14 protein-coding genes are annotated in these 19,433 nt (G+C 61.1%); 8 read left to right on the top strand and 6 right to left on the bottom strand.

What is annotated here, in order from left to right; translation table 11 throughout:
* From QYS36_RS21535 to QYS36_RS21505, 7 genes are all read left to right on the top strand, one after another.
* Positions 1–435, top strand: a 435-nt coding sequence (locus QYS36_RS21535) for a GDP-mannose 4,6-dehydratase (protein ID WP_308839346.1), incomplete at its 5' end; no start/stop codon positions are given.
* Between the two features lie 2 nt (positions 436–437).
* Positions 438–1,412, top strand: a complete 975-nt coding sequence (locus tag QYS36_RS21530; RefSeq protein WP_308841382.1) for a GDP-L-fucose synthase — start codon at positions 438–440, stop codon at positions 1,410–1,412.
* Between the two features lie 38 nt (positions 1,413–1,450).
* Positions 1,451–2,875, top strand: a complete 1,425-nt coding sequence (locus tag QYS36_RS21525) for a mannose-1-phosphate guanylyltransferase/mannose-6-phosphate isomerase (RefSeq protein WP_308841381.1) — start codon at positions 1,451–1,453, stop codon at positions 2,873–2,875.
* Entirely contained in the window at positions 2,872–3,639 is a 768-nt protein-coding gene (locus QYS36_RS21520) for a glycosyltransferase family 2 protein (protein ID WP_172138626.1), read from the top strand. Before QYS36_RS21525 ends, QYS36_RS21520 begins: the two co-directional genes overlap by 4 nt.
* The gene (locus QYS36_RS21515; RefSeq protein ID WP_308841380.1) at positions 3,639–4,589 is read left to right on the top strand and encodes an SDR family oxidoreductase; all 951 of its coding nucleotides are present in this window, start codon (positions 3,639–3,641) and stop codon (positions 4,587–4,589) included. The genes QYS36_RS21520 and QYS36_RS21515 overlap by 1 nt, the downstream gene beginning before the upstream one ends.
* The gene (locus QYS36_RS21510) at positions 4,586–5,137 is read left to right on the top strand and encodes a sugar transferase (protein WP_308841379.1); all 552 of its coding nucleotides are present in this window, start codon (positions 4,586–4,588) and stop codon (positions 5,135–5,137) included. Before QYS36_RS21515 ends, QYS36_RS21510 begins: the two co-directional genes overlap by 4 nt.
* Positions 5,138–5,654: 517 nt before the next feature.
* Positions 5,655–7,628 carry a nucleoside-diphosphate sugar epimerase/dehydratase gene (locus QYS36_RS21505; protein ID WP_308841415.1) on the top strand — a complete coding sequence of 658 codons (1,974 nt, stop codon included), beginning with the start codon at positions 5,655–5,657 and terminating at the stop codon, positions 7,626–7,628.
* A 265-nt stretch (positions 7,629–7,893) separates the two neighbouring features.
* Here QYS36_RS21505 and QYS36_RS21500 read toward each other — a convergent pair whose 3' ends face one another.
* The 4 genes from QYS36_RS21500 to mnmC all read right to left on the bottom strand — a co-directional run bounded on the left by QYS36_RS21500 (position 7,894) and on the right by mnmC (position 16,174).
* Positions 7,894–9,084, bottom strand: a complete 1,191-nt coding sequence (locus QYS36_RS21500; RefSeq protein ID WP_308841378.1) for an osmoprotectant NAGGN system M42 family peptidase — start codon at positions 9,082–9,084, stop codon at positions 7,894–7,896.
* A gap of 484 nt (positions 9,085–9,568) precedes the next feature.
* Entirely contained in the window at positions 9,569–11,311 is a 1,743-nt protein-coding gene (gene ngg / locus QYS36_RS21495; protein ID WP_308841377.1) for an N-acetylglutaminylglutamine synthetase, read from the bottom strand.
* A gap of 131 nt (positions 11,312–11,442) precedes the next feature.
* A complete protein-coding gene (locus QYS36_RS21490) occupies positions 11,443–13,212 on the bottom strand; it encodes an N-acetylglutaminylglutamine amidotransferase (protein ID WP_308841376.1) in 1,770 nt (589 codons plus the stop codon).
* Between the two features lie 1,003 nt (positions 13,213–14,215).
* Positions 14,216–16,174, bottom strand: a complete 1,959-nt coding sequence (mnmC, locus tag QYS36_RS21485; RefSeq protein ID WP_308841375.1) for a bifunctional tRNA (5-methylaminomethyl-2-thiouridine)(34)-methyltransferase MnmD/FAD-dependent 5-carboxymethylaminomethyl-2-thiouridine(34) oxidoreductase MnmC — start codon at positions 16,172–16,174, stop codon at positions 14,216–14,218.
* A gap of 145 nt (positions 16,175–16,319) precedes the next feature.
* Between mnmC and pap the strand changes: the two genes are divergently transcribed.
* Positions 16,320–17,813: a polyphosphate:AMP phosphotransferase gene (gene pap / locus QYS36_RS21480; protein WP_308841374.1), complete on the top strand. Its 1,494-nt coding sequence runs from the start codon at positions 16,320–16,322 to the stop codon at positions 17,811–17,813.
* 547 nt (positions 17,814–18,360) lie between these two features.
* On the opposite strand, the gene QYS36_RS21475 is transcribed toward pap, so the two are convergent.
* Positions 18,361–18,762 (bottom strand): YbaN family protein, encoded by a 402-nt coding sequence (locus tag QYS36_RS21475; RefSeq protein ID WP_308841373.1) that lies wholly within the window; start codon positions 18,760–18,762, stop codon positions 18,361–18,363.
* Positions 18,763–18,778: 16 nt separating this feature from the next.
* On the bottom strand, positions 18,779–19,366 hold the full coding sequence (locus QYS36_RS21470) for a YecA family protein (protein WP_308841372.1): 588 nt from the start codon (positions 19,364–19,366) through the stop codon (positions 18,779–18,781).
* Positions 19,367–19,433 lie beyond the last annotated feature (67 nt).

Genomic DNA, 19,433 nt, shown 5'->3' with positions numbered 1-19,433 from the left:
GCCAAGGACTACGTGCGCATGCAGTGGATGATGCTGCAGCAGGAGCAACCGGACGACTTCGTGATCGCCACCGGCGTGCAGTACTCGGTGCGTGAATTCATCACCTGGTCGGCGGCCGAGCTGGGCGTGCACCTGCGTTTCGAAGGCACTGGTGTGGACGAGCAAGGCATCGTCGAGCGTATCGACGGCGACAAGGCACCGGCCCTGAAAGTCGGCGACGTGATCGTGCGCATCGACCCGCGCTACTTCCGCCCTGCCGAAGTGGAAACCCTACTGGGCGACCCGACCAAGGCCAAGACCAAACTGGGCTGGACCCCGGAAATCACCGTGCAGGAAATGTGCGCCGAGATGGTTCGCGAAGACCTCAAGGTCGCCCAGCGTCATGCCCTGCTCAAGGAGCACGGCCACGACATGCCGGTATCCGTGGAGAACTGAGCATGAGCGCGACTTCTCTCCAGCGCATCTTCGTCGCCGGCCATCGCGGGATGGTCGGTTCGGCGATCGTGCGTCGCCTGCAGAGCCTGGGTTACCAGAACATCATCACGGCGCCACGCGAAAGCGTGGACCTGATCGATGCCGCCAGCGTGCAGCGCTTCTTCGCCGAGCAGCGCATCGACCAGGTTTACCTGGCCGCGGCCAAGGTCGGCGGCATCCACGCCAACAACCAGTACCCGGCCGACTTCATCTACCAGAACCTGATGATCGAGGCCAACGTCATCAACGCCGCCCACCAGGCCAGCGTGCAGAAGCTGCTGTCGCTGGGCAGCTCGTGCATCTACCCCAAGCATGCCGAGCAGCCAATGCGTGAAGAAGCGCTGCTGACCGGTGTGCTGGAGCCGACCAACGAGCCCTACGCGATCGCCAAGATCGCCGGGATCAAGCTGTGCGAGAGCTACAACCGCCAGTTTGGCCGCGACTACCGCAGCGTGATGCCGACCAACCTGTACGGCCCGCACGACAACTACCACCCGGAAAACAGCCACGTCATCCCTGCCCTGCTGCGTCGCTTCCACGAAGCGACCCTGCGTGGCGACGATGAAGTGGTGATCTGGGGCAGCGGCACGCCGATGCGCGAGTTCCTGCACGTCGACGACATGGCCGCGGCCAGCGTGCACGTGATGAACCTGGATGACGCCACTTACCAGGCGCACACCCAGCCGATGCTCTCGCACATCAACGTCGGTACCGGCCAGGACTGCACCATTCGCGAGCTGGCCGAAACCATCGCGCGGGTCACCGAGTTCCAGGGCCGTTTGACCTTCGACAGCAGCAAGCCCGACGGCACGCCGCGCAAGCTGATGGACGTCTCGCGCCTGGCCAAGCTCGGCTGGACGGCGAGCATCGACCTGGAAAGCGGTCTGCGCGACGCCTACCGCTGGTTCGTCGATAATGAAAAGGATGTGCGCTGCTGACCTTAGTGGCGCAAAAAGAAGACAAAAAGGAAAGCTTGATGTTGGTTCCAGTAATCATGGCGGGCGGCTCCGGATCTCGGTTATGGCCGCTCTCGAGGCAACTGAGTCCGAAACAGTTCTTGCCGTTGGTGGATTCAGAAATGTCGATGCTGCAATCGACACTTGGCAGGCTGCAAGGCCTGGAGCATGAGGCGCCCATCGTCATCTGTAACGAGCAGCATCGTTTTCTCGCGGCCGAGCAATTGCGCCAGTGCGGCCGAGGCGATGCCGCTATCCTTCTGGAGCCTTTTGGCCGCAATACCGCGCCAGCCATTGCCTTGGCTGCGTTGCAAGCCACACAAGATAATCAGGATCCGTTGCTGCTTGTATTGGCTGCCGACCACTTGATTCAGGATATTCCCGCTTACCATCGCAGCATTGAAAAAGCGCTGGAGCTCGCTGGGCAGGGCTGTTTGGTAACTTTCGGAATCGTGCCGACCCAGGCTGAGATCGGCTATGGCTACGTGGAGCAGGGCGCTGAGTTGGCTGCTGGCTGTTTTGCGGTAAACCGCTTTGTTGAAAAGCCTGATCTTGAAACGGCCACGGCTTATCTTGATAGCGGCCGGTATTTATGGAACAGCGGCATGTTTGTATTTCGTGCGAGCCGCTATCTGCAGGAACTTAAGCGCTTTGTACCTGCGATCCATGCAGCCTGCGCCGAGTCATTTGCCGAAGCCAGCCGTGATAGGGATTTCATCCGCATTGATGCGGAGCGGTTTGCCGCTTGCCCGGACGACTCAATCGACTATGCCGTCATGGAGCATGCTGAGAACGTTGCAGTGGTTGCCCTAGACGCAGGATGGAGCGATATCGGTTCGTGGTCCGCGCTTTGGGAGACCGCGGTCAAGGACGAAGCAGGCAATGCAAGCAAGGGTGATACCTTTCTGTTGGACAGCAAAGATAGTTACGTGCACGCATCCCATCGGCTGGTCGCCACGGTAGGCGTCGACAATCTGATCGTGGTCGAGACCAAGGATGCTGTTCTGGTTGCTGACAAGCGTCAGGTGCAGAATGTCAAACAAGTCGTTGATGCGCTCAAGCGGGCTGAGCGGCCGGAATTCCAGTCCCATCGTGAGGTGTACCGACCTTGGGGGAAATACGACTCTATAGATAGTGGGCCACGCTATCAGGTCAAGCGCATCACCGTCGAGCCAGGCGCCAAGCTGTCGTTACAGATGCACCACCATCGTGCGGAGCATTGGATCGTGGTTAGTGGTATGGCCCGCGTGACCAACGGTAGCAAGACCTACCTTGTCACCGAGAACCAGTCTACCTACATCCCTGTGGGGGAGGTGCATGCATTGGAAAACCCAGGTGTCATACCGCTAGAGCTTATCGAAGTGCAATCAGGTAGTTATTTAGGCGAAGACGATATCGTGCGTTTCGAAGACCGGTATGGGCGTGTAGAAGGTGTTGTGAGTTGAAAATTTCGCTGATAACAGTTTCCTATAATAGTGCTGCCACAATTCGCGACACCATTGAGTCAGTGTTGCAGCAAACCTATGCCGATATTGAATATATAATTGTAGACGGTGCTTCTACAGATAACACAATGGCAATTGTCAGTGAATACGAAAGTCGCATTGCTAAAGTGGTAAGTGAGCCCGATAAAGGCTTGTATGATGCAATGAACAAGGGTGTCGCTATGGCCAGTGGTGATGTCATTGGTATCTTGAATTCGGATGACTTCTTTGAGTCCGATTCGGTTCTGGAAGCCGTTGCTGACGCCTTCATACGTGCTCCTGAGGCCCAGCTCGCATTCGGGGATATCGTTTTCGTCGATTGTGATGATCTGAATACAGTTACTCGCTTCTACGGTGCAGCACACTTTCGCCCTTGGAAATTGAGATTCGGCTGGATGCCACCTCACCCTGGTACTTACATAAGGCGTCAAGCCTATGCTCAAGCGGGGGATTATTCGATTCGCTATAAAATTTCAGCCGACTACGATATGTTTGTACGCATGCTGCTGGTCAAGAAAATGGCCTATACTCGAATTGACCGTGTATTGGTTCGTATGCGCGCTGGTGGGGTCAGTACCGCAGGATTGCGAAGCAGCCTGAGGCTAAACTCAGAAATCGTTCAGGCTTGTCGGCGTAATGGGATTTATACCAATATATTCATGGTGCTCACCAAATTACCATTCAAGTTTCTCGAGTACATCAAGCGACCGCAGGAAATTCGCTAATGAGCCGCGTCCTTTTAACAGGTGCCTCAGGATTTGTCGGCTCCGCCGTTTTAGGGAGGCTGCAAGCGGGCACTCAGCATTCTGTTTCCGCCGTACAGCGCCGCTCAACGAGTCATGCCCCAGGTTCGGTTCACTTAGTGCCTACACTCGATGCTGATACAGATTGGAGCGCAGCTTTAACCGGGTGCGATGTGGTCATTCATGCAGCGGCTAGAGTTCATGTCATGAATGAGCACGCAACTGATCCATTGGCAGCTTTTCGAGAGGTCAATGTGGATGGCACATTGAACTTCGCTCGGCAGGCATTTCGCGCTGGTGTGAAGCGATTTATCTTTATCAGTTCCGTCAAGGTACTGGGCGAATCGACGCCTCTTGGGTCACCTTTTCGAGCCGATTCTGTGACTAAACCAGAGGATGCTTACGGCCTCTCCAAGGCTGAGGCAGAGCGAGGCCTGCTCGCTCTGGCAGCGGCATCGGAGATGGATGTTGTAATCATTCGCCCTCCACTGGTGTATGGCGCTGGGGTAAAAGGCAATTTTGCTGCCCTTTGTCGCATACTTTCAAAGGGATACCCATTGCCATTGGGTTCTATTGAAAATAAGCGTTCTTTAGTCGGCCTGGATAACTTGGTCGATCTGATTGTTCACTGCATCGATCATCCTGCAGCGGGCAACCAAATATTTCTCGCTAGCGATAACGAGGACATTTCAACGACGGATTTGCTGCGTCGTGCCGGTAGTGCTATGGGTAAGACTGCTCGTTTGATCCCTGTACCACCCTCTGTGTTGGAACTGAGCGCTTCGCTACTTGGACGACGCGCTGTTGCTCAACGCTTGCTAGGCTCTCTGCAGGTCGATATCTCAAAAACTCTCGAAATGCTGAATTGGACGCCGCCTGTCTCACTTGATGAAGGGCTTCGTCGTTGCTTTAAAGGAAAAGGTGAGTTGTGATTCGAGTGCTAGATATTGTTTTCTCCTCGTTGGGGCTCATTTTGGGTTTCCCCGTTCTACTGGCAATCTACCTGGTTGGTCTGTTCGATACGGGCTCCCCTGTGTTTCGCCAGGAGCGCGTAGGGCGAAATAAAAAGCCATTTACGCTGGTGAAGTTTCGCACCATGGCGGTTAACACCGCTTCAGTTGCCAGCCATTTAGCATCTTCCTCCTCGATTACGCCGCTCGGTAGGTTCCTTCGCAAGACCAAGCTGGACGAATTGCCTCAGCTGTGGAACGTGCTTAAAGGAGAAATGAGCCTGGTAGGGCCACGTCCCGGTTTGTTCAATCAGGAAGAGCTGACGCAGGAGCGCAGCATTCGGGGTGTGTTTGACGTGCGTCCTGGCATTACCGGGTTGGCTCAGGTAAGCGATATCGATATGTCCACGCCGCAATTGCTGGCGGAAACGGATCAGCACATGATTCAAACCCTGACGATCAGTAATTATTTCAAGTACATCATGATGACTGTAACGGGTAGTGGCCGCGGCGATCGAGTTCGTCATTAGGCTAGCTTATGACTAGCGCGATAGGTTTAGCGAAGTTTGCAGCAGGTGTGGCGTGAGCGATTTGCGAGCTTCAGCCTCAGAGACAGTTTTCGCGGCTTCTTGGTTGTGACCAGGTGTACTAGCCGGAACGGCCTGACACACAGCGCCACGGGCCAGAGTGGTGGTGCTACGTCTATTTCCCAGCTGCTTTCGGGAGGGCCTATTATCTCGGCTCCGCCCAACGGCAGGGCCAGTGAAGAAAAAATCGTCCAGAATGGTGGCGCCGCTTTTCAGCGTTATGTAGTGGAGTTTCCGAATCTGCAAGGCTTGTCGAGTCTAGTGCATGTCTGATTTGCTGGGACAAAGCTGCATTCATCGCTGGAAGAGACCATACCAGTCGGAGTGGTACTGAATCGCAGATCGTGTTTACTTGGAAGGTATCTGCTTGAACCCATGACGGGTCGGCTTCGGCCGCTCAGGGAGATGAGGTGTTTTTGTGTTGAAGGTTGCTGAGAACGTGCGTTCCCGTTTGATAGGAATGCCGCGCCGCTACAAGCGATTGCTACAGGTTGCAGTGGATGTGGTGCTGGTCTGGATAGCGCTTTGGTTGGCCTTTGTCGTGCGCTTGGGAGATGTGCAAGGTATTCATCCGCTCGAAGGCCACCTATGGCTCTTTGTGTTAGCGCCCGTAATTTCCATACCGTTATTCGTGCGTTGTGGCATGTACCGCGCGGTTATGCGCTATTTTGGCAACGATGCGTTGATCGCCATCACCAAGGCGGTCACCTTGTCCGCTCTGATACTGGCCTTGGCGGTTTACTGGCATCGCGAGGCGCCTGCAACCATTCCACGCTCGATGGTGTTCAACTATTGGTGGTTGAGCATCATGCTTATCGGCGGTCTGCGCCTGTGCATGCGGCAATATTTCATGGGCGACTGGTTCTCGCCTGGGCAGCCTTTCAAGCTCAATATGCGTGACGGCAGCCTGCCCAAGGTTGCCATTTACGGAGCCGGGTCATCTGGTAACCAGTTGGCTGCTGCCCTACGTATGGGGCGGGCAATGCGACCTGTCGCCTTCATCGATGATGACTCCAATATCGCCAACCGCTCCATCGCCGGGCTGCGGGTTTATTCCGCCAAGCATATCCAGCAGATGATCGATCAGACCGGCGCCACCGAAATCCTGTTGGCAATGCCGTCGGCTTCCCGTGCCCGGCGTCGTGAAGTTTTGGAGAACCTGCAGAAGTACGCCCTGCATGTGCGCACAGTGCCTGGATTTATGGATCTGGCCAGTGGGCGTGTAAAGGTGGAGGACGTTCAAGAGGTAGAAATTGCCGACCTGCTAGGCCGTGATGCGGTGCCGCCCCAGAAGGATCTTTTCGAGCGTTGTATCCGCGGGCAGGTGGTGATGGTGACGGGCGCGGGAGGCTCTATCGGGTCCGAGCTGTGCCGGCAAATTGTTACCACCGGGCCGAAGACGCTGCTGCTGTTCGAGCACAGCGAATATAACCTCTATGAAATTCATAATGAGCTGGAACAGCGTATTCGCCGCGACTCTCTAGGGGTGCGGTTGATACCCATTCTGGGCTCGGTGAGAAATGAGAATCGTCAGGTCGAGTTGATGCGGGCCTGGGATGTCAGCACCGTTTATCACGCTGCCGCGTACAAGCATGTACCGATGGTTGAGCACAACGTCGCCGAAGGCGTACTGAATAACGTGCTGGGCTCGCTATGTACCGCCCAGGCTGCGCTGCGAGCCGGTGTTGAACACTTCGTGCTTATTTCAACCGACAAGGCAGTGCGCCCCACCAATGTGATGGGCAGTACCAAGCGCCTCGCAGAAATGGTCTTGCAGGCCCTCAGCAGGGAGACTGCCCCTGTATTGTTCGGTGATAGCGAAGGGGTGCATCAAGTAAACAAGACCCGATTCACCATGGTGCGCTTTGGCAATGTTCTGGGGTCTTCGGGCTCGGTGATTCCGCGCTTTTATCAGCAAATCCGTAAAGGTGGGCCGGTTACGGTCACTCACCCCAATATCACCCGCTATTTCATGACCATTCCCGAGGCCGCTCAGCTAGTGATTCAGGCCGGTTCCATGGGGCAGGGCGGGGATGTGTTCGTGCTGGATATGGGGCAGCCGGTGAAAATCGCCGAACTGGCTGAGAAGATGATTCATCTTACGGGATTGAGTGTCGCCTCCGACTGTAATCCCCATGGCGACATAGCGATTGAGTTCACCGGCTTACGTCCCGGGGAGAAGCTCTATGAGGAGCTGCTGATTGGCGACAATGTCAGCCCCACCGATCACCCGATGATCATGCGCGCGAAAGAGGAGCACCTGCCCTGGGAGACGCTCAAGGTGATCATGACCGATCTGCTCAAGGCGGTAGAGCGCGACGATTACGATCGTGTACGCCAGCTACTGCGTAACACCGTCAGCGGTTATGCGCCTCAGGGTGAGATTGTCGACTGGATGCACCAGCGCCGCTTGGTGAAGCGATCAACCGAGTAGCGGGTTACTGCTAGGAATGTAGGCTGGTGGGCTTGGTGCTTCTGTACAAGCATGAACCATTAACTAACGCGGTCATGGCCGTAAGCAAACGATCCGTGGCGATGTCGCGGCTTCCACGTGCGTTGAGTTAGCCCTGTTTTTGACTGTAGGGCGTCTCCCTCGGCGCAAAAACATCAAGGCCTCCATGAGGCCTTGATGCTAGGTAGCTCATTCACCGCGAGTCGCGTTCCGCGCAGTTATCGGTAGCTAACCGCCGCGTTGCAGCTCAGCCGTCTCTCTCCCGATTCCCCACCAGGCTATCCACCGTCGGCACCCGCGTCTCCGGCTCCATCTGCGCGTCATGTTCCAGTTGATGGCTGAAGCGCTCCAGGGAGCCATTCTCCGGCTGCGCATCGCTGGCGAATACCGGCGGGCTTAGCAGGTAGGCGCCAAGCAGGCGGGAGAGGGCGGCGAGGCTGTCGATATGGGTGCGCTCGTAGCCGTGAGTGGCGTCGCAGCCGAAGGCGATCAGCGCGGTGCGGATGTCGTGTCCCGCGGTGACGGCTGACTGGGCGTCGCTGTGGTAGTAGCGGAACAGGTCGCGGCGCACCGGGATTTCGTTGTCGCTGGCCAGGCGTAGCAGTTGCCGCGACAGGTGATAGTCGTAGGGGCCGCCGGAGTCATGCATGGCCACGCTGACGGTATGTTCGGTGGAGCGCTGGCCGGTGGCGACCGGGGCGATGTCGATACCCACGAATTCGCTCACGTCCCAGGGCAGCGCGGCAGCCGCGCCAGAGCCGACTTCTTCGGTGATGGTGAACAGCGGGTGGCAGTCGATGGGCGGTTCCTGGCCACTTTCCACCACCGCCTTGAGTGCGGCGAGCAGAGCGGCGACCCCGGCCTTGTCATCGAGGTGGCGGGCGCTGATATGGCCGCTTTCGGTGAACTCGGGCAGCGGATCGAAAGCCACGAAGTCGCCGACGGAGATACCCAGGCTTTCGCAGTCGGCGCGGCTGGCGATCAGGGCATCCAGGCGCAGCTCGACGTGATCCCAGGAGATCGGCAACTGGTCGACTTCGGTGTTGAAGGCATGCCCGGAAGCCAGCAGCGGCAGGACGCTGCCGCGGAATACGCCATGGTCACTGAATACGCTGACCCGGCTGCCTTCGGCGAAGCGGCTGGACCAGCAACCGATGGCGGTCAGGCTCAAACGACCGTTGTCCTTGATCTCGCGCACCATGGCGCCAATGGTGTCCAGGTGCACGGAGACGGCGCGATCCGGGCTGTCTCGACGGCCTTTGAGGGTGCCGCGGATGGTGCCGCGCCGGGTCATTTCGAAGGGGATACCGATTTCGGTGAGGCGCTCGGCGACGTAGCGCACGATGGTGTCGGTGAAACCGGTGGGGCTGGGAATGGCGAGCATCTCCAGCAGGACCTTTTGCATGTACTCGAGATCGGGTTCTGGAATTTGCGACATGGGCTCTCCATCTAGGACGGGGCGGGCCGCCGGGCGGCGTCTGTCTGCGGTGACTGCGTGACGCCTGTCGACGGACGGTGAAGTTTCAGTCTGTGTTAGAACCTGTTCATGATCTTTCAGCTCAGGTTCGTCAATTTTGGTAGCTGGTGGTAAGAGCGGCCGGTGAGCGGTGTAAGGAGTGGCTTTAGCCGCGAGCTCTTTGTTTGCCCTGAAAAGCTCGCGGCTAAAGCCGCTCCCACGCAATCGCATGGTGACCGTTTCCGCCATACAGCTGCCGCTTCATGATCATGAGCAGCTTATTAGATGCTGACCTGCTAGAGCGGTGAGGGTTTCCTGTGGCGGCAGATTGACCGAAGCTATCGTCGCTTGGTTTCTCGACCTCCGTGGTTCGAGCCACCCCAGGTTCGCTTGCCCCGCAAGCTACTGCTCTATCGCGCAGGGCAACTGACAGGCTAAAACTCGCTAATTGGCCTCATGAAACTGCTCAATCGCCCACCCCATGGCTCAGCGGGAACAGCAGGTCGATAAAGCGCTCTGCGGTCGGCTGTGGTTCGTGGTTGGCCAGGCCCGCTCGCTCGTTGGCTTCGATGAACACGTACTCGGGCTGGTCCGCGGCAGGTACCAGCAAATCGAGGCCGACCACCGGGATGTCCAGCGCGCGAGCAGCCCTGACGGCCGCATCGGCAAGCGTGGGGTGCAGAATGCCGGTGACGTCTTCGAGAATCCCGCCGGTATGCAGGTTGGCGGTCTTGCGCACGGCCATGCGCTTGCCCTGGGGCAGCACGCTGTCGTAGTCGTAACCGGCGGCATGCAGGGTGCGCAGGGTTTCGGCATCCTTGGGGATGCGGCTTTCACCGCCGGTTGCCGCCTGGCGACGCCGGCTTTGCGCGTCGATCAGTTCGCCGATGGTATGGCGACCGTCACCGAGCACTTCGGCGGGGCGACGAATCGCGGCAGCGACCACTTCGAAACCGATGACCACGATGCGCAGGTCGAAACCTTCGTGGTAGCTCTCCAGCAATACGCGCTCGTCGAACGGGCGGGCGCGCTCGATAGCCGCTTGCACGTCGGCAGGCGTGCGCAGGTCGACGGCAACGCCCTGGCCCTGTTCGCCATCCACGGGCTTGACCACCAGGCTGCCATGCTCGGCCAGAAAGGCGGCATTTTCCTCGGCACTGCCGGCCAGGCGCTGGGCCGGCAGGCTGAGGCCGGCGCGGCTCAGCGTACGGTGGGTCAGGCGTTTGTCCTGGCAGAGGGTCATGGTGACGGCGCTGGTCAGGTCGGTGAGCGACTCGCGACAGCGGATACGTCGACCGCCCTGGCTCAGGGTGAACAGGCCGGCTTCGGCGTCGTCGATCTGCGCATCGATACCACGCCGACGCGCTTCGTCGACGATGATACGCGCGTAGGGGTTGAGCTTGTCGTCCGGTCCAGGGCCGAGGAACAGGGTCTGGTTGATGCCGTTCTTGCGCTTGACGCTGAAGGTCTGCAGCTCACGGAAACCCAGCTTGGCGTACAGCTTCTTGGCCTGGCCGTTGTCGTGCAGCACCGACAGATCGAGGTGGCTGAGGCCGCGGCTCATGAAGTGCTCGATCAGGTGGCGAACCAGCACCTCACCCACGCCGGGGCGGCTGCAAGCCGGGTCCACGGCCAGGCACCAGAGGCTGCTGCCCAGTTCCGGGTCCTTGTAGGCCTTCTGGTGATTGAGGCCCATCACGCTGCCGATCACCGCGCCGCTGTCTTCATCCTCGGCGAGCCAGTAGACCGGGCCGCCCTGATGGCGAGGCGTCAGTTTTTGCGGATCCAGCGGCAGCATGCCGCGGCTCTGGTACAGGCAGTTGATCGCCTGCCAGTCCGCTTCGGTCTGCGCGCGACGCACGCGAAAACCGCGAAACCCTCGGCGCGCTTGCCGGTAGTCGCTGAACCACAGGCGCAGGGTGTCCGAGGGGTCGAGAAACAGCTGTTGCGGTGCCTGCGCCAGTACCTGCTGTGGCGCCGCTACATAGAGGGCGATATCACGCTCGCCGGGTTGCTCGCTGAGCAGCTCTTCGGCCAGCACTGCCGCATCGGGGAAGGTGTGGCCGATCAGCAGCCGGCCCCAGCCGCAGTGGACGATCTGTGGTTGGCTGATGCCATCGCCGTGTTCTTCGGCAAAACGCGCCTGCAGTCGCTCGTAGGAGGGGGACTGGCCGCGGAGGAGGCGTTGGTTGTGGGCAGTGGCTCGCATTGAAGAATGTTCCTTTGCTTGCGCATGGCCGGCATCGCCGGCTATCGGTTGGCCTGTCTGATAATCCGCGGCGAGGCGGATACGGCCATTACAGTGGGCAGCGAGGGCGCCGCAGCGCCCACGCTCCGGTGTTACAGGCCCTGTTCGCTCAACCACAGGTTCAGCGCTGCCATCTGCCACAGCTTGGAGCCGCGCAGCGGCGTCAGCTGGCCTTGCGGGTCGGTGAGCAGGCGGTCGAGCATCTGCGGGTTGAAGATGCCGCGGTCGTGAGCCGGGTCGACCAGCAGGTCGCGCACCCAGCCCAGGGTCGCGCCTTCAAGGTGCTTGAGGCCCGGTACCGGGAAATAACCCTTCTTGCGGTCGATGACCTCCGCCGGGATGACCTTGCGGGCCGCCTCCTTGAGTACGTACTTGCCGCCTTCCGGCAGTTTGAACTGAGCGGGGATGCGCGCCGACAATTCCGCCACCCGGTAATCCAGGAACGGCGTGCGCGCCTCGAGGCCCCAGGCCATGGTCATGTTGTCGACGCGTTTGACCGGATCATCGACCAGCATCACCGTACTGTCCAGGCGCAGCGCCTTGTCCACGGCGGCAGTGGCGCCCGGCTGGGCGAAGTGCTGACGCACGAATTCGCCGGACACGTCGTCGGTCAACCAGGCAGGCTGCACGCAGGCGGCGTATTCGTCGTGTTCGCGGTCGAAGAAGGCCTTGCGGTAGGCGCTATAGGCATCGTCCGCGCCATCGACCAGCGGGTACCAGTGATAGCCGGCGAACAGCTCGTCGGCGCCCTGGCCGCTCTGCACTACCTTGCAATGCTTGGCCACTTCCCGGGAGAGCAGGTAGAAGGCGATGCAGTCGTGGCTGACCATCGGCTCGCTCATGGCCCGGAAGGCTGCCGGCAACTGGTCGAGAATCTCGTTCTCGCCGATGCGCAGCTGGTGGTGCTGGGTTTCAAAGCGCTTGGCGATCAGATCCGAATACTGGAATTCGTCGCCGCGCTCGCCACCGGCATCCTGGAAACCGATGGAGAAGGTCAGCAGGTTTTCGACACCGGCCTCGCGCAGCAGGCCGACCAGCATGCTCGAGTCGACGCCGCCGGACAGCAGCACGCCGACATCCACGGCAGCACGCTGACGGATCTCGACGGCTTCGCGCATGCTGTCGAGGGTGGCGTCGCGCCAGTCTTCGAAGGTGAAGTTGGCTTCATCGGCATTCGGGCCGAAGTTCAGCGTCCACCAGACCTGCTGCTCGACCTTGCCATTGGTGTCGATACGCATCCAGGTGGCCGGCGGCAGTTTCTCCACGCCGGCGAGGATGGTGCGCGGTGCGGGCACCACGGCATGGAAGTTCAGGTAGTGGTTGAGCGCGACCGGGTCCAGGGTCTTGCCGATATCGCCGCCTTTGAGCAGAGCAGGCAGGCTGGAGGCGAAACGCAGGCGGTCCTTGGTCTTGGACAGGTACAGCGGCTTCACGCCCAGGCGATCACGGGCGATGAACAACTGCTGACTGTCGCGCTCCCAGATGGCGAAGGCGAACATGCCATTGAGCTTGGGCAGCAGGTCGGCGCCCCAGGCGTGATAGCCCTTGAGCAGTACCTCGGTGTCACCACCCGAGAAAAAACGGTAGCCGAGCTGTTCCAGCTCGCCGCGCAATTCCGGGTAGTTGTAGATGGCGCCATTGAAGACCATCGACAGGCCGAGATCGTTATCGATCATCGGCTGGCCCGAGGCTTCGGCGAGATCCATGATCTTCAGCCGGCGGTGGCCGAAGGCGACGGGGCCGCGGCTGTGGAAGCCATGGGCATCCGGGCCGCGAGGGGCGAGGTGGTGAGTGATGCGTTCAACGGCAGCCAGGTCGGCCGCTTGGTTATCGAATCGAAGTTCGCCTGCTATTCCGCACATAGTTTATAAAGCCCGCATGTTTCCTGGGCTCTGTTCCTCCTTAACGTCAGTCCGTACCAGTGTTGTACCGGTTCTGAGTTCCAGTGCGCTCCAGGGCGCGCCGGAGACGATCGAGCAGTGAAAAAGCTGCTGCGCGCAACTTGGTCAGCGCAGCAGGCTCGAGCTTTTTCGAGTCCCGATGTGCGGCGAACGTTCAATAAAATGCCCTGGGGCGGCCTGGGAGCCTGATGATTCTGGTCGTGTGGTATGGCCGCTATCGCTTCGCGGGCATGGCCCGCTCCCACAGTAAAAGTGAGTGATGACAACTAGGAGTGAGGTGCGCTCGCCTGGGTTTTTGGGAGCGGGCGGGGGCGCCCAGTCCATGCCCGCGATTTGTGCAGGGCCTGCACCTGGTGACTCGGCATAGGGTGAGGGGCTGAAAGCTATCGCTTGATGGGTTCACCTACGCGGCCCGCCCCATCCTGCGGCTGCAGGTTGCTGACTTCGCGGCAGAGGCCACTATCGCTTCGCGGGCATGGCCCGCTCCCACAGTAAAAGTGAGTGATGACAACTAGGAGTGAGGTGCGCTCGCCTGGGTTTTTGGGGCGGGGCGGGGACGCCCAGTCCATGCCCGCGATTTGTGCAGGGCCAGCACCTGGTGATTCGGCATAGGGTGAGGGGCTGAAAGCTATCGAACTTGATGGGTTTCACCGACGCGGCTCGCCCCATCCTGCGGCTGCAGGTTGCTGACTTCGCGGCAGAGGCCGCTATCGCTTCGCGGGCATGGCCCGCTCCCACACGTTCGCGTTGATAGAGCGGCAAGGTGCGGCGCTGGTAACGCCGAGCCGTTTGAATCGGCGCAATCACTTGCAGATTCAACCGGCCCTGTGGGAGGACGCCATGCGCCCGAACAATCCGTGGGCATGGCCCTGCTGACACAACCGGTGGCGAGCACGCCCGATCCATGCCCGCGATTGGGTAGCCTGCTTTTTTATAGGCAATGCGCGGTTGGCCAGCGGCGCGCTCAGCCTTTGCGAATCAACTGGCGCAGCATAAAGCGGTTGGGGTGGCAGCCCTCGGCGACGTCGCTGGGGACTGGCAGCGGCTCGTCTTCCAGCCAGGCGGCGATCAGTTCGCCGGACAGCGGCGCGGTGATCAGGCCGCGGGAGCCGTGGCCGCTGTTGATGTACAGGCCTCTCTGCCAGGGGCAGGGAATCGGCGGCACCTGGCGGGCGTCACGGGCCAGCACGGCATAGGCCTGCGCGAACTGCTCGGCGTCGGCCAAGGGGCCGATGATCGGCAGGTAGTCCGGGCTGGTGCAACGAAAGGCGGCGCGGCCTTGCAGCGTGGCCGGGTCGAGCTTATCGGCTTCGAGGCGCTCGGCCAGGTCGCTGGAAATTTCCCGTAGCAGGTTCAGGTTGCTGGCGTGTTCGGCGCTGCTTGGCGTCAGGTCGTCGCTGTCGAAGTTGAAGCTGGCGCCCAGGGTGTGCTCGCCCTGACGCGCCGGTGCTACATAACCCTCGGCGCAGACTACGGTACTCAGCGCGGCGCTGCGTTGTGACGCCGGCAACCGGCTGATCTGCCCGCGGATGCGCTTGAGCGGCAGGTGCGCCGTCTGTTCGAAACGAACCGTATCGGCGGCGCTGCAGATCACCACCACCGGCGCTTCGGCCAGTAGCTGGTCGCCGCTTAGCGCCTGCCATTGGCCGTCGATGCGTTTCAGGCTCAGCGCCTCCTGGTGGCAGTGCAGGCGGATTGCGGGATGGTCGAGCAATTGCGCGCATAGCGCCGGCGGGTGCACCCAGCCGGCATCGGGGTAGAACAAGCCGCCGCTGGCCAGGGCGATGCCGGCTTGCCGTTCGGCCTGGGCGCGATCCAGTGGGGTGAGCAGCGTGCTCGGGAAGGCGGCCGCAAGCTTGGCCTGGCGCCCGGCTTCGCGTTCGTCGAAGGCCAGTTGCAGCACGCCGCAATCATCCCAATCCAACCCCTTGTGCAGGCGCTCGAGCAGCCGGCGGGTGTAACCGAAGCCATCGACGATCAGCCGCGACAGCGCCGTGCCATGGGCGGACAGCTTGAGGTACAGAACGCCCTGGGGGTTGCCCGAGGCTTCCTGGGCCGCCGCGCCATGGCGCTCCAGCACGCTGACCTGCCAGCCGCGTCTGGCCAGGCTGGCAGCGGTGGCGCAGCCGGCCAGCCCGGCGCCGATCACCAGGGCGTTCCGTTCTGGGTGGCGCTCGGCCGGCCGCGCGAACCAGGGCTTTGTCTGGCTGCTGGCTGCGCCGGTGAAGGCGCCGCACATCACCTCCCATTTCTTGCCGAGGCCCGGTACCCGCTTCATCGCGAAGCCCGCTTCGACCAGGGCGCGGCGCACGTAGCCGGTTGCCGTGAAAGTGCCCAGGGTGGTGCCCGGCGCGCTCAGTCGTGCCAATTGGGCGAACAGCTCGGGCGTCCACATCTCGGGGTTTTTCGAGGGTGCGAAGCCGTCGAGAAACCAGGCATCGATGCGTGCATCGAGCTGCGGCAGCATGGCCAGGGCGTCGCCGATCAGCAGGGTCAGCACCACGCGGCCGTCATCGAACAGCAGGCGCTGGAAGCCCGGGTTCAGGCAGCCATAGGCGCCCAGCAATTGCTCGCTGTAGGCCTGCAGGGAGGGCCACAGCGCAAGCGTGCGCTGCAGGTCGGCCTCGCTCAGTGGGTGCTTCTCCACGCTGACGAAGTGCAAGCGCGCCCCCGCGGGGGCCTGCTGGTCGAACAGTTGCCAGGCACAAAGGAAATTCATCCCGGTACCGAAGCCGGTTTCACCGATCACCAGCTGCTCGCCCGCCGCCAGCGCGGCGAAGCGCCGTGGCAGGTCGTTGTTGTCGAGAAATACGTAGCGCGTTTCTTCCAGACCATTTTCCCGGGAGAAGTAGACATCGTCATACTGGCGCGAGGAGGGCAGGCCCTGTTCGTCCCAGTCGAGCTGTGCGTATTGATCGGCCATGGTCGGGTGTCTGTGGCGGGCAGGGCGGCGATTCTAACAGGGCCTGGGCGCGGCGGTGATGCGGCGGCGTGTTGCGGTATATCGGTGCTTGCGCTAATCGCTAAACGGCACCTAGTCTGCGTACACCGTTCAGGAAGAGGTGCTTATGTTCGAGTCCGCCGAGATCGACCACGTCATCGACAAGGCCACGTTCGCCGCCGAAGAGCAGGTGCTGCGCGAGGCGTTGCTCGAGGTGCAGTACGCACTGCGCGAGCAGGGCCGCCATGCGGTGATCATCCTCATCAATGGTATCGAGGGGGCGGGCAAGGGCGAGACGGTCAAGCTGCTCAACGAGTGGATGGATCCACGGCTCATCCAGGTCAGCACCTTCGACCAGCAGACCGACGAGGAACTGGCCCGGCCGCCTGCCTGGCGGTACTGGCGGCAGCTGCCACCCAAGGGACGCATCGGCATCTTCTTCGGCAACTGGTACAGCCAGATGCTGCAGGGCCGGGTGCACGGCGACCTGAAGAAGGATCAGCTCAACGGCGCCATCGAAGGGGCGCTGGGCCTGGAGCAGATGCTCTGCAACGAGGGCACGCTGATCTTCAAGTTCTGGTTCCACCTGTCCAAGAAGCAGATGCTCGGCCGGCTGGAAAGCCTCAAGGATGATCCGCTGCACAGCTGGCGCCTGAGCCCGCTGGACTGGCAGCAGTCGAAGACCTACGACAAGTTCGTGCGCGCTGGCGAAGACGTGTTGCGGCGCACCAGCCGTGATTACTCGCCCTGGTACATCGTGGCGGGCGCCGATGCCAATTATCGTAGCCTGACGGTCGGGCGCATCTTGCTCGAAGGCCTGCAGGCAGCGCTGCGCAGCAACACCGAACGGGCGCCGTTGCCACACGCCACGCCCTTGATGACGCGCACCGATCAACGCAGCCTGCTCGACAGCCTGGATATGCGGCTGAGCCTGGCCAAGGCCGACTACCGTGACCAGCTGGTGCGTGAGCAGGCGCGCCTGGCCCAGTTGATGCGCGACAAGCGTATGCGCCGCCACGCCCTAGTGGCGGTGTTCGAAGGCAACGACGCCGCCGGCAAGGGCGGGGCGATTCGCCGTGTCGCGGCGGCGCTGGACCCGCGCCAGTACCGCATCGTGCCGGTTGCGGCGCCGACCGATGAGGAGCGTGCGCAGCCCTACCTGTGGCGTTTCTGGCGACATATTCCGGCCCGCGGCAAGTTCACCGTGTTCGACCGTTCCTGGTATGGCCGGGTGCTGGTGGAACGGGTGGAGGGCTTCTGCGCGCCCGAGGACTGGTTGCGTGCCTATGGCGAGATCAATGATTTCGAGGAGCAGTTGAGCAACGCCGGCGTGGTGCTGGTGAAGTTCTGGCTGGCCATCGATGAGCAGACCCAGTTGCAGCGTTTTCGTGAGCGCGAGAGCAACCCGGTCAAGCGCTTCAAGATCACCGAGGAAGATTGGCGCAACCGTGAGAAGTGGCCGCTGTACCGGGAGGCCGTTGGCGATATGGTCGACCGTACCAGCACCCGCCTGGCGCCCTGGACCCTGGTCGAGGCCAACGACAAGCAGTACGCCCGGGTCAAGGTGCTGCGCACCCTCAACGATGCGCTGGAGGCGGCGTTCGAGAGGGATGTGCGATAGGCGCGCTTTCTGGGGCTGGAGCGCGTTGCTGAAGCCTGGCCAGAGGCGTCTTGATGTGGGGTGGCAGCCACGTGGCGGAAGCGATCGTTCGCATAATCCGTAGGAGGGGCTTTAGCCCCGAGCTCTTTGCACCCCCAATAAAGCTCGGGGCTAAAGCCCTCCTACATGCCACCGGCCGCTTCTACCTTTGAGCGACCACTCAGGCCGCCATCTGATGTGTGACACCACACTCGCCTTGCGGGCGAGGCGCTAGCGGCCGTTCAGTTCGTAGGGTGGACGACGCTTCACCTACGCGGCCCGACCCGTCCACCACCCCGTGATCGCAACGGTGGATGAAAAGAGCGTCATCCACCCTACGAAGTTATGCACTGGTGATTATCTGTGGGAGCGGGCCATGCCCGCGATTTTTCGCGCGCATGGCGCGCTCCCACAGTGGATCGGCGAACGGCTGCTTTTGCCTTTAAGCGACCGCTCAGGCCAATCGCTCGGATACGCCATCTGATGTGTGATACCACACTCGCCTTGCGGGCGAGGCGCTAGCGGCCGTTCAGTGGCGATCCGGCAGGGTCTTCTGCTTGAGGATGTACAGGCTGACCAGCACGGCACTGGTCAGCATGAACAGCCGCGCCCAGATCAGCGGCACCAGCGCGCAGGAAATGCCGATACTCAGCCACATCAGGCCGATGGCGTAGATCTTCGCCTTGCGCGGGATACCTTCGCCGGCCAGGTAGTCGCGAATCCATGGCCCCAGGCGCGGGTGTTCCACCAGCCACAGGTAGAAGCGCTTCGAGCTGCGCATGAAGCATGCCGCAGCCAACAGCAGGAACGGGGTGGTGGGCAATAGCGGCAGGAAGATGCCAAGCACGCCCAGCGCCACGCTCAGCCAGCCGATGGTCAGCAGGCAGTAGCGCAGCAGCGGGTTGCGGGTTTCGAAGGGTTCGCGCGCCATGACGATGGCGTCGCCATCAATGTGGGCGAGGCTTGAGCAGCGCCGGCTTCTCGTCGGGGGCGTTGCACAGCAGGAACAGCGCGGTCAGCAGCTCGGGGATCTGATCGACCATGCTGTCGACCAGGTCGCGGTCGCGGGCGATCTCGGCGAACTCCGGCTGCTCGTCGAACAGGCCCGAACCGACCATGATCGGTAGCAGCAACTCGCTGACCTCGTCTTCGGCGTCGTCGAACCAGACGCTTTCGCGCAGGAACACCCCTTCCATGAAACCGATGCACCAGCCGCGCAGGTCGGAGTCGTCCGGCTCGTCACCCAGGTCCAGGTCGCACGGCACTTCCGGCTCGTCGTCGCTGGCCAGTTGGCGGGCGATATGGGCCTGCAGCTGGATCAGGGTGGCTTCGATATCGTCGCGCTCCTCGTCGCTGCGGTAGTGCGGCGGCTCGGAGAACAGGGCGTCGATCCACTCGCGCGGCTCGATCTTTTCCGGGCAGATGGACAGAGCCGTCAGATAGCCATGGGCGGCGACATAGTCCAGAGCCTCTTCGTGCAGGTCATCGGCATCGAGAAAGGCTTGCAGGCGGGACAGTTGCTCGGCGAAGGACATCGGTGGCTACCTTGGAAAAGTAAACGAGGCTGGATTCTAGCAGGCTGTTGAAAAACTATCTGCGTTA

Origin of the sequence: Pseudomonas sp. G34, assembly GCF_031119625.1 — a bacterium.
Classification (GTDB): Bacteria; Pseudomonadota; Gammaproteobacteria; order Pseudomonadales; family Pseudomonadaceae; genus Aquipseudomonas.
The sequence above is the reverse complement of the archived record's forward strand: the minus strand, read 5'-3'. Positions and strand labels throughout refer to the sequence as shown.

Coding starts and splice junctions, on each gene's coding strand:
- QYS36_RS21470 (WP_308841372.1), bottom strand. CDS start 19,366: ATGTCCTTCGCCGAGCAACTGTCCCGCCTGCAAGCCTTTCTCGATGCC.
- ngg (WP_308841377.1), bottom strand. CDS start 11,311: ATGCGAGCCACTGCCCACAACCAACGCCTCCTCCGCGGCCAGTCCCCC.
- mnmC (WP_308841375.1), bottom strand. CDS start 16,174: ATGGCCGATCAATACGCACAGCTCGACTGGGACGAACAGGGCCTGCCC.
- pap (WP_308841374.1), top strand. CDS start 16,320: ATGTTCGAGTCCGCCGAGATCGACCACGTCATCGACAAGGCCACGTTC.
- QYS36_RS21475 (WP_308841373.1), bottom strand. CDS start 18,762: ATGGCGCGCGAACCCTTCGAAACCCGCAACCCGCTGCTGCGCTACTGC.
- QYS36_RS21500 (WP_308841378.1), bottom strand. CDS start 9,084: ATGTCGCAAATTCCAGAACCCGATCTCGAGTACATGCAAAAGGTCCTG.
- QYS36_RS21530 (WP_308841382.1), top strand. CDS start 438: ATGAGCGCGACTTCTCTCCAGCGCATCTTCGTCGCCGGCCATCGCGGG.
- QYS36_RS21490 (WP_308841376.1), bottom strand. CDS start 13,212: ATGTGCGGAATAGCAGGCGAACTTCGATTCGATAACCAAGCGGCCGAC.
- QYS36_RS21505 (WP_308841415.1), top strand. CDS start 5,655: ATGCCGCGCCGCTACAAGCGATTGCTACAGGTTGCAGTGGATGTGGTG.
- QYS36_RS21515 (WP_308841380.1), top strand. CDS start 3,639: ATGAGCCGCGTCCTTTTAACAGGTGCCTCAGGATTTGTCGGCTCCGCC.
- QYS36_RS21525 (WP_308841381.1), top strand. CDS start 1,451: ATGTTGGTTCCAGTAATCATGGCGGGCGGCTCCGGATCTCGGTTATGG.